Below are 14520 nucleotides of genomic sequence, written 5' to 3'. Positions count from 1 at the left end.
TCTACCAATTCCTGAATTTGTTAGGAGGACTATAAAGTCCATTCGAAATTTCCACTAGATCATGGATGTTTTTGGCAGCGAGTAAATCGCGATCAGCTTCTTTTAATGAAATGTTCAAATCTTCTGGTCGTTGAATGATGCCACGATGGCGCAGTTCATCCACTATTGCTTTATCACGTTTCAAACCTACCGGAGTATAACCGGCGATTCCTCGGATAGCTTGTTCACGCTCCTCTGAATTTTTACATAATAACAGATTGGCTATCCCTTCTTCGGTAACGACATGAGAGATGTCATCACCATAAATCATAATGGGTGGGAGGTCGGCCTGCATTTCTTTTTGTAGTTCCCATGCATCCAGTTTTTCTACAAAAGTTGGCTTGCCTGCCCCCTGAAATGTTTCAACCATTTGTATCACAAGTTTACGTCCTCGAGGCATTGCTACAGGATTATGAGAGTTTTTTTCTTGTCCGGCTTTAAGCCATGCGTAAGAGGAATGACGTCTTCCTAACGTATCACAGCCCATATTGGGTGCCCCGCCAAATCCGGCAATTCTACCTTTGGTAGCTGTTGAACTGTTGGCTTGCGGATCCATTTGAAGGGTCGCGCCAATAAATACATCACATCCATAATGTCCGGCAAGTTGCCCGTACAGACGGTTCGAACGTAATGAACCATCTCGACCAGTAAAAAAGATGTCTGGTTTGGAGCGAATAAATTCATTCATCCCTACCTCACCTCCCACACAAAAGATAGACTCGATAAATCCCGCTTCGATTGCAGGTATTAAAGTAGGCAGAGGATTGACCATCCAATGTTTGCATATTTTACCTTTTAGACCCAGAGACTGGGCATAAGTTGGAAGAATGAGTTCAATTGCACAAGTGTTAAAACCAACCCCATGATTTAATCGATTAACTTGATAAGGAGCGTAAATGCCTTTAATCACCATCATGGCCATGAGGATTTTTACTTCGTCAATTAGTGCGGGATCTCTTGTAAACAAGGGTTCAATGTAGGATGGAGATGGGGCTTTAACGATGGCATCGACCCAGTCTCCTGGAATGTCAATTCTTGGGAGTTTCCTGACTATTTCATTAGCTTGTACAATGACCAAGCCATTTTTAAAAGCAGTTGCTTCAACAATGCTCGGTGTTTCCTCCGTATTGGCACCTGTGTACAGATTACCATGATAATCCGCTTTTTCTACAGAAATTAAGGCCACATTGGGGGCCAAATCCATCACATAACGTGCATACAGCTCATTGTAGGTATGTATATTGCCTATCTTAACCTGATTACGCTGGATCATAATTGCCAAACGTGTTGATTGTGGGCCAGCAAACGCAAAATCAATTTTTTCAGCGATTCCTCGTTCAAATAAGTCAAGATGTTCTGATAAGGTAACAGCCGATTGCAGCATATGTAAGCCGTATATTTTTTGGGGATTTACAGAACATAGGCAACGTGCCAGAAAATCAGCTTGCTTCTGATTGTCTCCTTCCAGGCAAACTTTGTCATAAGGTTTTATTGCTGTTTCAAGAAGGGTAACTATATTTTTCTCAGAAACGATTTTACCTTTTTTAAAAAAAGGCTTGATTTTAATGAGTCTGCTCTCATAATCCTTGAGATTTTTATTCCAGTCCATAATTTTTTAGTAATCAGATGAGAACTATCTAAGTGATATGAAATGTTAATAGTATAGTAGATATTGACGCAATTATTTGATTTTATCCCCTGCTTTTTTCTTTTGGCTTGTGCAAGATAAGTTAGCCTATGATATTTCTCTGTAACTGAAAAATACTAAATACTTTGTTTCAGTTTATTTCTGTTTTCTGGTTGAACAGAAGAGATTAATTTCTTGAAAGAAAACAATATATTGCATTAACATTAGTGAACTGTTTAAATTCATAAATCATTACATAGGGAAGTGGATATGAGAGAAAAATATACCGGTCGATCAGAGCCTATTATCAATAAACCTTCTGATATTCCTAAGGGATTGGTTGCAAAAAGAAAAGCAGAATTGCTCTTGGCAAAATTAGAAGAAGCTATAAAATCGCAAGAATCCTTAAATAGAGAATCAGAGAGTCATGCGAAAGAGGACAATTCCGAGTCACTCAAACCCAGATTGACTCATCCAACGAGCGAACGTCCAAAAATCAACCATAGACCCCCTTCTTCATTTAGTTATACCAACTCAGAGAGTACTTTGTTTATTTCTCCCAAAGAAGAAAAGCTCGAGAGGGAAGAGCCTTCTTTATCCATTTCAAGCGATAAAAAAAAAGTAGTTGCTAAATCTTCTACATCAATTTGGACGGAACTGATTGCTGCCTTATCAAGAGCGGTTGACAACTATAGTCATAAAAGAATGGAAGGAACTACTCCCAGTGAAGCTTATGGCTGGTTTAGCTGGTTGCGTCATGGCAAGGCAGGAGAAGATAAAGCAGGAGAGCTTGCTAGTGAAGCACGGGGAACCAGTACGGTTGATTCTTTGTTGACCTTGCTTCATCATTTCTTCGCGGACTCCAATACCAGATATAACAATCATTCATTGGCCCCTTATGTAATGGACGAGCTCAATAAATTATTGATTCAGTATGCTCTTAAACCGTTCATACTCAGTTTAGGAACCCAATATGATCTTAATAGCTGGGTGCATATCAAAAATCAATTAAGTCAACTGGCAGGTAAGGAAGTGAGTCAAGAAAGGCAATCTCTTGTTGCGCCTATGTGATTATCAGGAGTCCTGCACAGGACTCCGTATTTTTTAATCGCTTGAGTTTAACAGTTTAAATTTTTTTTGAATTGTTTGATGATTGCTTGGCTCCAATCTTTGCGATGCAGAAATTGCAGCGAATGCCAAATTAAATATGGTTGTGTATGTACTGCCAAAACACCGCCTTAATATCCTAATAAATAAATTGTGGGGATACTCCTGCCTGTTTAAGTAATCGATATAGGTATATCCAAAAATCTCTTCGAGCCGGTTTCCTTCATTTTCTGTAAATAATTTGATTCATTTAAAACATCACCAGTTATTTTAACAATTTTTAGGCTCCGTTATGGGCGCATGGAGTTTCTTATTAAGCAGGATACATATTGTTTTTAAATTATAAATGTTGTGCTTTTTATACATTATATTTTATGTTATTGTTCAATATCTTGATCAATAAAATCAAAAAGTTAGATACAAAAACTATTTTGGAATAGTCCTTTTACTTTACTTGGAATTTAAAAGATGAAAGAAATTATCGAGTTATTAGCTACCTTGGATGAATTGCAAAAGCCTTATATTCATCGTGTCAAAACTAGGTTAAGCGAGCTTTTAAATCTGGATGAAAAAGAAAACGAGCTAATGCGAATTGAGCAATCGACAAGCCGGTCCTGGGAAGAAGGTGCTACAACCGATTTAAGGATAGGCCCTATAAAATCAAAAAAAAGAATAGAGGAAATAAGAGCTGTACTCATCACATTGTCTGGCGCCAAAGCAGTCAAATATGAGGAGGGGCACAACTTAGAGAATAATGCTGTGGAGTTTATTGTTACGGGATGTGATGTTGAGCAACTGGAAGGGTTTACCCCACCGAATCAGGAAGAAATGCAAAATACTATTCCTGTTATGACGTTTATTCGTATGTCAGTTGCAGGGAATAGGGAGTATGTGCGAGGGATTTCATTCAATTCTGAAAAACTCGATGGAGAGAATTACCTTGGTTCGTTTAAAGAAGGCGAACTAAACACGTCGACACAAGAATGGTTTTCCGTTCTTGAATTATTGGATTTATTAAATAGTGAGTCAGAACTTAATCTTATTCAAATACAGAACGACTTAAAATCTCTTTTGGGGGTGAAGTTTGAAGTTTATTTTCATTCATCCAGTGAAGAATTCCCCATTGATTTGCGTACAGGAAGCTTGGATCTCAACGAGGCAGGCGCTCAACAACTACTGAGAGCGATGGATAGCCTCGTTTTGCTTGGTTGTTTAAAAACAGAAAGCAAAGAACTTGAGGATGGCCAGAAAGTATGCGTTATCAAGCAGGTAAATCCTCAGGAACTTCATAAGTTTTCACTTAAAAAAGAAAAGAATACTAATGCAAACTCAGAAATGCTCTCCAATATTATTGAACTTTTAAAGCAATCTTTTCCAAATAATCAAGTAATCCGGGATCTGGTTGTCTTTGATGGCAGAGAGGGAAGGAGTATGTCACGACCCTATCTTCATATTAGAACCCAAGTCTATCACCAGGAAGCTACTAGTGACTATAAAAGTGCGATGATTATTCTCAAAAAACTTCAGGATAAAACATCAAAAAAAATCAGCTTTGATTTCAGAAATGAGATGGTTGAGATGAAAGATGAATCAAGACCTGTATACATGAGCAGTATTGAGAATACTATTAAATCATCTCAATTTATTATTGATGTTGCGGTTGGTTTAACAACGCAACAGCTGCCCGAATTGCAAGATATATGTGCTGAAATAAATCAATCCAGATTAAAACATCGTCATCGCCACAATCTCTTCAAACCGCAAATTGAGGAACAAAAAATTAATGAGCAAAATCAATCTTTATTTTTAGGTTAAAGTCAAATTCGACATAAGAGGTATAAGATGCCTTTTATGTCGCCACTTTAGCATTATGCTTTGTTATCTTATCCTGCAATATTTTTATTCAACTAGCATTTTGGCATTTTAACAAACCTTCGAGATCATCTAGGGCCTTTTCGTCATGGATAGCTAATAGCGTGACCCAGGAGGCCATGATCTGATTGTAGGTAAAAATCCGCTTTAACCACTGTTTTTTCTTTTCTTCTTCAGCAATGTGCTCAGTTAAGGAAAGCTGCTTTTTGTTTAGTTTTTCCCAATTTTTTATTGCGTTCGCCAAAGAATCATTGTTGTGGGCTCGTGCCCATTGGTAAATAATTGCGTTGCGATTTTTTTGATAGTTCACTAAATCAGGATCATTCTGTTTTTCTGATAGATATTGCAAATAATACATTTCAAACTGATAAGGGTGTTGGTATAAATTAAGTTTAACAATAGTTTGGTAAAATTCTTTTTCAAAAGTTTGTTGCTTCTCATTGAGAGGCTGATTTTTTGAATGATTCACTGTTTTTTCCCAGGTTGGCGTGATGACGTTAAGTGTCAGATTCATCATTCCCTCCCAAACAGCTTGTAATTCTTTGCCTTGTCGCTCTAATTGCTTTTCCAGCGAACTGATTTTTTGTTTTTGTTGTGTTATGGATAGAGAAGCAAACTCACCGGCTTCAGGCATTAACTGTACGATTTTATCTTCGGAAGCACGGGCAACATGCATAAATTGGGAAAGAGCATCATTATTGCTGGACTGAAGTCTTTTCTTATAATTCAGGTAAATGGATTGAATCATATTGTTGTCGTAATGTTTCGTGCGGGACTTAAATTGTTTTGATGCAAATAATTTGGCCCATTGGAGTAAATAATAGTCCGAAGTACTTAATGGAATGTCTACTGTCATGTCATCAATGATCGCGTTTTGATGGGCAACCAACATACTTTTAGCCGGTTCCCTGATTTTTTTTCCATCAATGACGCCATGCCCTGTGTACCATTCGGTAAAAGAACGTTCATATCCTTGATAAGTAGCGCCGTTGGCATCAGCAGTGCAGCCACTGGCATAGTGATCATCTGTTGAGGAAGTGAAACCACAAATTTTAGTGTTAGCTACAGGATAGCCATCTTGTGTTGTAACAGATAATTGATGAAACCCACCTGAGTAACACTGAGACATCGCAAAAATAACGTGTTGGCTTGGTATTAAAGTGAGCAGCGATGATAATTCATTTTTGGATAAACAGGCTTTGCTAAAGTTTTTAGCGCTAGTGAAGTTATTAATAAATGGTTTTTGATAATGCCAGAGATCAATGCAATTGTTACTGTAGGGATTGATATTTTTATCCTCTAAAAACCCATGAGGCATGCCATGATCGCTGACAAAGAGAAGCAAATTATCACCAGGGTTGATTTGTTGAATTTTGGAAGATAAAAAAAAGGCATCCACATTGTATTTATTGGCTTGTTGATTGTTTGCGATAATACCCGTAAACATGACGTCTTCTTTGTTTTGTTGATTATCTTTTGTATTAATGAGTTTGTGCACATCAAATGGAGAAAGTTGTGTGGTCGGTGTGTTACCTCCTCCAAAATAGATGCTTACGGTTTCGGGATTAAATCGGGTGATTAAATGCTCATAAAGAGTTTTTGTTTGCAGGTATTGGGTGTAGTGGTTAAGGCCTGGGTTATCTCCTCCTGACAGGACTAAAACTTGCTGGCCAGCATAAGTAGACGTAGCGTGCAGAGCAATTAAAATGCTGAGAATTATTTTCATCTTCATTCCATGAATCGTTGTTTTAATTCTATTCATTGTTGTGTCAAGGATAGCAATTCTTGTATTGAACTGCTAACGATAATTGAAACGTTACGATTAAAGACTAAGACTAATTAGAGATAGGCAAGATATAGTCAGCTATCAGCACTGCTACTCCTTGTTTTTTAATTACCCTTCTCTAACCTTACTCTCTGTTCGAGTTCAATACAGGTTTTAAATAAGTCTATTTTTAAGAAAGACATTCATTTTAAGCAATTATGGAGCATTTATTGTGCGCATGGTTTAAAATTATATCAAGGACCATTATTAGTTGATATTCCTGTTATGAGCACATCAGAGAAAGACGTTCGTGAACAAAAAGTAAAAACAGTCACATTAAGTTTTCTGGGTACAGGACAACATCGTGAAAAGGTTCATCATATTCTCACGAGTTTTCATAATACAATCTCGGAAGTAAATAAAGACAATCCTACAGTGGCAATGAGAATGTTTGATGGTCCTGGTTCAGAACCAAAATCAGGCGACAGCAAGGATCCTATTCCTGGGACTTATATTTATAACCCAAAAGATAATTCCAAGATATTAATTAGTCCTGTAATCTCCCAAACGATTACCAATGCCATACAAAAACTGACAGGAAATTTGGCGGGAGAAGGTATAGAGCATTTATTATTTGAGGCAGTACTTTACCTTAATGACATCATTGAAAAAAATGGAGGCAAACTGCCTGAAACAGTGAATTTGCATGGGTTTAGCCGAGGGGCTGATACTTGTATGCGCATGGCGAATCTTCTTTATCAATTATATCCCGACATCAAGGTCAATTTATTTCTTATTGATCAGGTTCCCGGACCTGGGAAACGGGATGATCCTCATTCTTATACTGTTCCTCCTAATGTAGAGCATTTTGAGTCGACATTGATGTTGCATGAATACAGGCCTGGATTTGACCCTCAACATTCTGGAAGGTATGTGATTGCAGATCCCGAAAAAACAAAAGTAGTTGTTAAACCGTATTATGGAGAACACAATACCGGTAATCGTGTTACCGAAGATCCCAACACAAATCACACCGCTATTTTATTAAATGATGATATGAATCGCTTTTGCAGGGAAACCGGCTCACTCCCTTCTGTTGGGATTTCTCCACCCATTATTGCCAGAGTAGGAGATAAAAAAGAGGAGGTTAGAACTCATTCAGAATTATCTCCAGAAAAACGCTTTGAGTTGTTATGTGGTATGAAGGAAAACGAATGGGGCTATGCCAAACTGACCAAAAAATATCATGAGCGCAGTATTCTGTCGAAGCGGGAAGATTACGTACAAGACTCCAGATTGTTTGTCAACCAGGAACACAGGGAATTGTTTAAACAATTGTATCCCAAATCATTTAATTGGTTTTTTGAAAAAAATCATGGTGGTCAAACAAAAAAGGAAGAAGTCATCGTTGAATTAAAATCATTATCCGAAGATCCAAGGTATGAGCATTTTTTTTCATCATTAGCGAAACACTTTCAAATTAATGAGAATAATATTGCAGGAACATTGCCAGAACCTTCAGGTATTGATAGGGATGAAAAAAGTAGCTTCGGACAACCCCCAGTCAGGGACAGGCTTTCTTATTTACAACATTCGCTGACCTCCATTGCGAATTATTATCACTATCATTGTGATGAGAAGAGCTCAACTAATGAATCGGTTAAAAATTTGCTGTTAGAACGTGTTAAAGAGTCAAGGACAAAACCGGATAGCGAAGCAATCAAACATTTGGAACAGACCATGGACGAGGTAAGACAGATACTCGAGTCCAAAAATGAAAAAGGTTTCCTCTGGCAACAGATTAATCATATTTCCCCCAATGCTCGACAATATTGTGAACAAGTGAAAGCAGCACTCCGGGAACACCTTGAGCATAATCAGGTACTATCAGATACTCAAAAAGAGGAAATTCGTAAGGCTATGGATAGAATGGATAATATAGTCAATGATAGTAGCAAAGACAGTCAACAGAAATATAGGGAAATAAGAAGAGAGGTGATTGAGTTAAATGCCAAAGCCACCACACCGGAAGATGATAATCAATTAACAAGAAGTCATTTCCAAAAAGCTTATTTTGAATTATCAGGGGATACACAAAAAACTCTGAATTTAGAATCTCTGTCTCAAACATTGAATCAACTATCGAAAGCTCATTATGGTGAAACCAGTATGACGGACAAAATTACTCAGCGATTGGATGGGTATAAAAATCGAAATTGGTTTTGGAATTCAGTCAAGGAAGTTTTGAATTTTTTCAATATTCCTCTTCCCAAACTGCATTCGGAGGTTAAAGAGCAAATTGCTGACAAGCTCAAAGAAAGACTTGTTGATCTCAAAGAAAAGGGCATGGGTAATGATGTGAATGCAATCACCAGAGAGCTTGGTAAAGCTCGCGAAGATTTAATTGAACATTATAAGAAAACTTCAAAACTGGAAATGGGAGAATTGGATAAGATTATCAATAAATCAATGGAAGAACTCCTTGTGGCACGCAAAGTCACCAAAGACTTGGTCCATGAGGAGGTTAGTCAGGTTAAATTGAACTAAACTCTGTTCCATTCTGAGAGTTATCATAAGCAGGTTTTTAGTTTGACAATAATATGAATCAGGCTCCAAGCTGCAGACAAAATTGCTGATATGATTTGTAGTAGTTCAAACTTGATCTGACAGTTACCGGTTTTTCAAGAAGTGTCTGTCAGGTCAAATTTAGTTTATAAATTTTTCCATCCAGATTTGTTTATCCTCTATCAAAGTTTGCATTGGAGTACGACCACAACACATTTTACCTTGATGAGTTCGTTGATTATTATAGTAATCCATCCATTCGTCCAGATCTTTTTGTAATTCATCGATTGATTCGTAAATTTTCTTTCGAAATGTTACTTGATAGAACTCTTGTAAAATCGTTTTATGGAAACGCTCACAAATTCCATTTGTTTGAGGTGAGTTTGCTTTTGTCTTCGTATGGTCGATATTATTAATCGCCAAATAAAGCTGATAATCATGATGCTCTACCTTTCCACAATATTCCGTGCCTCTGTCAGTTAAAATTCGCAGTATAGGCAAGTTGTATTGCTCAAAGAATGGTAAGACTTTGTCATTGAGTATATCTGCTGAGGTAATCGGTATTTTTGTCGTATAAAGCTTGGCAAAAGCTACTTTGCTGTAAGTATCAACAAAGGTTTGCTGATAAATACGACCGACTCCTTTAAGCGTACCTACATAAAAAGTATCTTGAGAGCCGAGGTAACCAGGGTGGGCTGTTTCAATTTCACCACATGCTTCATCATCAAATTTCTTTTTCTCCAAAGCGCTAACTTGCGCCTCTGTTAATATAATCCCTTCAGAGGCTACTTTAGCCTCTAATGCTTTTAAACGGTCTTTAAAATTGGCAAGTTCATACCGCAACCAAATACTACGAACACCACTAGGAGAAACAAAAATACTTTGTTTACGAAGCTCGTTGCTCGTGCGCTGCTGACCATGTGCTGGAAATGCTATCGCGTATTCCTTGACTGCTAGCTCGACTGATTCATCTACTCTATTTTTGATATTAGGTTTTCTTCGGTTTTGATCGAATAAAGCATCAATGCCTCCCGATTCAACCGCCGACTTATAGCGATAAAAAGTATCTCTGGATAAGCCCATTACTTTACATGCTTTAGAAACATTTCCTAATTCTTCAGCAAGGTTTAATAAGCCAACTTTATGTTTAATGATTTTAACTGTATTATCTATCATGAGAGTTTTCCTCTTGGTTTTGTTTAAAGTTCGCACTTCTATCAAAACCGGAAACTCTCACTTTTTCAAGTAGTTGTGTCAGATTAAGTCGAAACTAATTCATATGATTAAAACCTTAATCTCATCACTTCTGTAGGATAACTATCGTTATATCTGCCTTCACAAATGACTCGTCCGCCTTTTCTTTTATAGAATCCATTGAGGGTGGAATTCAGTGTTTCAAGAGACATTACTTCAGCATTCATTTCTCTTGCAAGGTTTTTTGCTTTTTCAATAATTATTCCAGCTAGCCCTATGCTTCGGGCGCGTTCATCAATGTACACATAGTCCAAATAAGCATTTTTCATTTCAGTGATTTCTGGGGTTGAGGGTTCTTCCACAATTTTTTCGGAGGATTCCTCTCTGTTTTCTTCAAGAGAGAGTGTTTTTTCAATGACAGCGAGCATTCCAACCGGTAGTCCGTCATACATCGCGATATAAACATGTTCACACAATTCCTGCAGTTGTTTGTAATGAAATTGTTCATCATCCAGATGCATGTATCCCCAGGCATTCTTTGCCCACATGGCTGCAGTATCCAGATGTTCCTTGCACTCGGATAATCTGAAAAATTTTAGTTCTGGTCTTGCTGATGTGAATAAAGTGATGTCTTTTTTCAAACTTGTACCTCTTGCGACTATGAATTAGCAAATGGAAAAAATGCTATATGATACTGTTTATCTGCACTTTATCAACCCAAGATAGTAGTTTGGCAAGCTTGCTAATTTTTCTTGTTCATTTAAACTAAACGCCGTTTTCAAAGGCGCTTCATAACAGTAAGTCTGTTATTACCCATTTAAATAAGGATATTATCGTGAATAAAAAGTTGAGTCTAATTGCTTTATGTATTTCTTCGCTTTCTTTGCATGCGGGAACAATGGGAGAAGTTGTTTCACCTGCCTATCCATGGTTTGCTTCTATAGGCACTGGCTATTCCTGGACTGAAAAGCCAGGGATTGTTAATCCTAATCCTCTTTTTTGGGATTTTTCATTACAAGGTTATGATTCTGATCTGGGGGATAGGGGATTTTATACCTTTGCTGTTGGGAAACAAATTCATCAGTACATTGATATTAGCCTAAGTTATCTTGACCATGAGGTTTTTAACTATCAAAAATTCCAAACGTCACTACCTGGCACCTCTGGTACCCCTGGTTTTACAGGAAGGTCAAGAACTCGCTATTTTGAACTTGATAATAAAGCATTATTAGTAAATGGCTACTTACATCCAGCCCAGGCGTGGACTAGTCTGGCGAGTATTGCTTTGACCCCATTCATAGATGGCGGTATCGGTTATGCGCGTAATGAAGTACGCAATTTTTATACCGTAGGGACAACAACTGTGGTTGGTGTTGCCATTGGTTCCACTTCAAGTATTGGTGAGCCAGTTAACAAAAACAGTTTTGCGTGGCAAGCGTCTGCCGGGGTGAATTTTCATCCAACAGGAAGCCATCTGAGTATCGATGCGGGTTATCGTTATTATGACGGCGGTCAATTTAATGGACCATCAGTTGTCTATACCAACAGCGATGGTTTTCAGACAGGAACACCCTGGTCGGGTCGTTTGAAGGCAAACCAGGTTTTTGTCGACTTTAAGTATACAGTGTAATTATTCCAATCAGGAAAATTGGATTACTGCATTGTCGAGCTACATGGTTTATGCAGTAGTTCACACATAGCAGGTAAAGGAATGATGAATGGTTACACTCCCGTTTCCTATCTATCGAAGCAGAATATATTAATCAATATTCTCTAATAAATTAGTGCCAATCTGACTTATAGTCGGTGGTGTTGTCGCAGGAGTTAGACTTCCATCTGTCGTAAGAGCGCCTGTATTAAATAAAATAATCAAACCATAATTTTTACTTTTATTTAAGCCAAGAAAGCTGCGAAAATTTTTATGTCCGCCAATTTTTCCACAGATCCTGTCTCCATTAGTCGGAGAAGGCATGCATACCCAGGCATAGCCTTGGCCACCACGTATGGGGCTCTGGTTGCCTATATTAGGCTCTGTGCCACCTGGAAAGTAAATATTTGGTTCATGGGCCATCAACATGCCTTGAATTAGTTGGGCTTGTTCGGGGTTATGAACCCCTGTGTTAAAGCCCAAATTAGCGCGTATGAATTTAATCATATCAGAGGCATTACTTCGAATTCCTCCAGCAGGTGCCCAGGGTAAAAATGGGAAAGGATTGCCCAACTGATAACTGTTTTGAAATAGATGATATCCTGAAGCGTATTCAGCTGTTATCCAATTTGCAGTATAAGCACAGTATGCAGCTGCTGCACCACAAGTGCCATTGTGAGCCTCATCAGGAAGACAAGCACTCGTTCTTATCATATCCAGAGGATTGGCGACATTCTTACATATCCAATTATTGAAGTCGGTTTCAAGGACATTAGCAAAACCATCGATACGGATAAGACTTTGTCCTAGTAAACCCACGCTACTGTTTGAGTAGAAATTATGTGTTGGTAAAAATGGCGGAGTGGCGTATACAGGACTTACATTGGGTGCACCATTACTACAATTGCCGCTATTCGGATCAGGATTTAGCGCATTGATGTCTGTTATGAAATTCATTTGGTTGACGGCTTGATCTGTGCTGCTTTGATTGACACTGGGAGCATTGGAGAAACAAACTCCTCCGGAGAAAGTAGCCAATTGTTGAAAACTCACAGTTTCTTCATTGATATTGAAGCTAAGACCTGCGGGATGAGGATAATTCCGAATTTCATCAAATTGGGAAACAATAGTGCCATTGATAATAAATTTCCCTAATACCGACCCGGTAAAAGTTTTGGTGACGGAGGCTAATTCAAATACTGTGTTTTCATTGGGTGGTGCACCATTTAGAGACCTTAATCCACAACTTATGTAGCAGATCTGTTCAGTGCCTCCTGTCTTCCGATACAGGCCAAATATCCCTCCTAAAGTTTGTTCTTCCTGAACATTTTGATTTGTTGTATTGAATACACCGGGAGTAAATTGAAGTACTTTTTGGTATTGTTCTTGGCAGAAAGGAGTTTGATAGGATGCCGTATTGAGTAAGGTACAGGCGATGTTATTATCTACATTGATAGAGACAATATCACTTACTGGCGCCCGTCCCTGATAAGCTACTTGGACTATTAATTTTTCTGTGATACTAATAGCTGGAGCTTGATATTGTACAGTAAATTGACATGTTTTGTTTGGACCAATAAATGTTCCACAGGTGTTTCCAGCATTTGATAGGCTGGCGTTATTGCTGGAAAATAAATAGCTAAGCGGAAAGCCAACACTTGTATTATTGCGCAAAGTATAAAATAACAAGACAGAACTTTGAGTTTTTACAAATTGAGAGGGGTTGGGCTTTGCAATCAACTCAACCAGGGGGATGGCTGCCACTATTTTCTGATTACACAAGCATGCAACTAATACAAACATTAATAAATAACCGGTCTTTTTCATATTTGGCCTGAGTTATATCGAGTAATTAATTCCTATCAGTATGTTTTGATTGTTTAAAACAAGTTCTATAGGCCCAAGGGAGTTAGGAGAAGTATGGACTTTGCCCATATGAATATAGGCATAGCGTAAGTTAATTGACCAATTAGGATTGACTGGTACCGCAAGGCCTGCTCCCAATTGATAAATTCCTTTGATAGAAGAGTCAAAGTGATGTCGCTCACTTACAGGATCAATACCAGGAAGGGCATAATCGTCATAGTGAATATAAGCAACCCCATATCCTAAACCAGCAGTGACAAAAGAAATAAGCCAAGTAGATATAGGATTAAAATATAGGTCTCCTTCTATTAAAAAGTTAACATTATTACTTGTATAATCATATTGGTAATTATAGAACTCAGGTAACATTAATTCCCACACATCGCCAGAATAATGCAGTTTTTGAAAATACAATGCAGGACCCAGCATGATTTTATGAATCTTATTGGCTTCAAAATTCAATTGTTGCTTGGCAGAAATTAATACGCTTGGGTGAGTATGTTTATGAGAATTAGTCAGTAAATCAGTGACATAGTGACTGATTACCAACTGTTGATCGACAGGATCTTTGAAATCCGTATAACCAATAAGGCCTGATAGAGTCAGGCTATGATCACGAAATATTGGTGTGCCATAAGAAGGGACCGAACATATTGCAAGAAGAACTATCGAGGTTATTCCAAATCTAATGCATGTATACACAGTCGCCCTTTTTTTGTTCACAATAATTGAAAATTCATACTTACAATCAAGAGAATAAATTATCATGAAATAAAAAAATAGGAAGTAAAATGAAGAGGAAAAGACATCTTTTATCATATCAAGAATTCAGTATTA

9 protein-coding genes and 1 pseudogene are annotated in these 14520 nt (G+C 37.8%); 4 read left to right on the top strand and 6 right to left on the bottom strand.

Going from position 1 to position 14520, the window contains the following annotated elements; all coding sequences use genetic code 11:
• Position 1: 1 nt before the first annotated feature.
• Positions 2 to 1648, bottom strand: coding sequence for a malonate decarboxylase subunit alpha (mdcA, locus tag LPG_RS12220; protein ID WP_010948129.1), 1647 nt, complete (start codon positions 1646 to 1648; stop codon positions 2 to 4).
• A 282-nt stretch (positions 1649 to 1930) separates the two neighbouring features.
• Here mdcA and mavH point away from each other — a divergent pair, with 282 nt between their 5' ends.
• Both mavH and mavG read left to right on the top strand, forming a co-directional pair.
• Positions 1931 to 2737, top strand: coding sequence for a Dot/Icm T4SS effector MavH (gene mavH / locus LPG_RS12215; RefSeq protein WP_010948128.1), 807 nt, complete (start codon positions 1931 to 1933; stop codon positions 2735 to 2737).
• Positions 2738 to 3241: 504 nt separating this feature from the next.
• Positions 3242 to 4588, top strand: coding sequence for a Dot/Icm T4SS effector MavG (mavG, locus tag LPG_RS12210; protein ID WP_010948127.1), 1347 nt, complete (start codon positions 3242 to 3244; stop codon positions 4586 to 4588).
• An 88-nt stretch (positions 4589 to 4676) separates the two neighbouring features.
• Here the strand turns inward: mavG and LPG_RS12205 are convergent, their stop codons facing one another.
• Complete coding sequence (locus LPG_RS12205) at positions 4677 to 6371, bottom strand: hypothetical protein (protein ID WP_015444084.1); 1695 nt, start codon at positions 6369 to 6371, stop codon at positions 4677 to 4679.
• A 324-nt stretch (positions 6372 to 6695) separates the two neighbouring features.
• On the opposite strand from LPG_RS12205, the gene lem25 reads away from it, so the two are divergent.
• On the top strand, positions 6696 to 8957 hold the full coding sequence (gene lem25 / locus LPG_RS12200; RefSeq protein WP_010948125.1) for a Dot/Icm T4SS effector Lem25: 2262 nt from the start codon (positions 6696 to 6698) through the stop codon (positions 8955 to 8957).
• Between the two features lie 134 nt (positions 8958 to 9091).
• Here the strand turns inward: lem25 and LPG_RS12195 are convergent.
• Together LPG_RS12195 and LPG_RS12190 are read right to left on the bottom strand one after the other, a co-directional pair.
• A pseudogene (locus LPG_RS12195) lies at positions 9092 to 10151 on the bottom strand (IS481 family transposase).
• 107 nt (positions 10152 to 10258) lie between these two features.
• On the bottom strand, positions 10259 to 10810 hold the full coding sequence (locus LPG_RS12190) for an Lpg2420 family Dot/Icm T4SS effector N-acetyltransferase (RefSeq protein ID WP_010948124.1): 552 nt from the start codon (positions 10808 to 10810) through the stop codon (positions 10259 to 10261).
• Between the two features lie 194 nt (positions 10811 to 11004).
• Here LPG_RS12190 and LPG_RS12185 point away from each other — a divergent pair, with 194 nt between their 5' ends.
• The gene (locus LPG_RS12185; protein WP_010948123.1) at positions 11005 to 11799 is read left to right on the top strand and encodes an outer membrane protein; all 795 of its coding nucleotides are present in this window, start codon (positions 11005 to 11007) and stop codon (positions 11797 to 11799) included.
• Positions 11800 to 11928: 129 nt separating this feature from the next.
• Here the strand turns inward: LPG_RS12185 and LPG_RS12180 are convergent, their stop codons facing one another.
• The gene (locus tag LPG_RS12180) at positions 11929 to 13644 is read right to left on the bottom strand and encodes a serine hydrolase domain-containing protein (protein WP_010948122.1); all 1716 of its coding nucleotides are present in this window, start codon (positions 13642 to 13644) and stop codon (positions 11929 to 11931) included.
• 12 nt (positions 13645 to 13656) lie between these two features.
• Positions 13657 to 14385 (bottom strand): outer membrane protein, encoded by a 729-nt coding sequence (locus LPG_RS12175; RefSeq protein ID WP_016357012.1) that lies wholly within the window; start codon positions 14383 to 14385, stop codon positions 13657 to 13659.
• Between the last annotated feature and the right edge of the window lie 135 nt (positions 14386 to 14520).

The organism is Legionella pneumophila subsp. pneumophila str. Philadelphia 1 (assembly GCF_000008485.1).
In the GTDB taxonomy this organism is placed as follows: domain Bacteria; phylum Pseudomonadota; class Gammaproteobacteria; order Legionellales; family Legionellaceae; genus Legionella; species Legionella pneumophila.
Note: the sequence above shows the minus strand (reverse complement) of the source record. Positions and strands in the feature narration are given on the sequence as shown.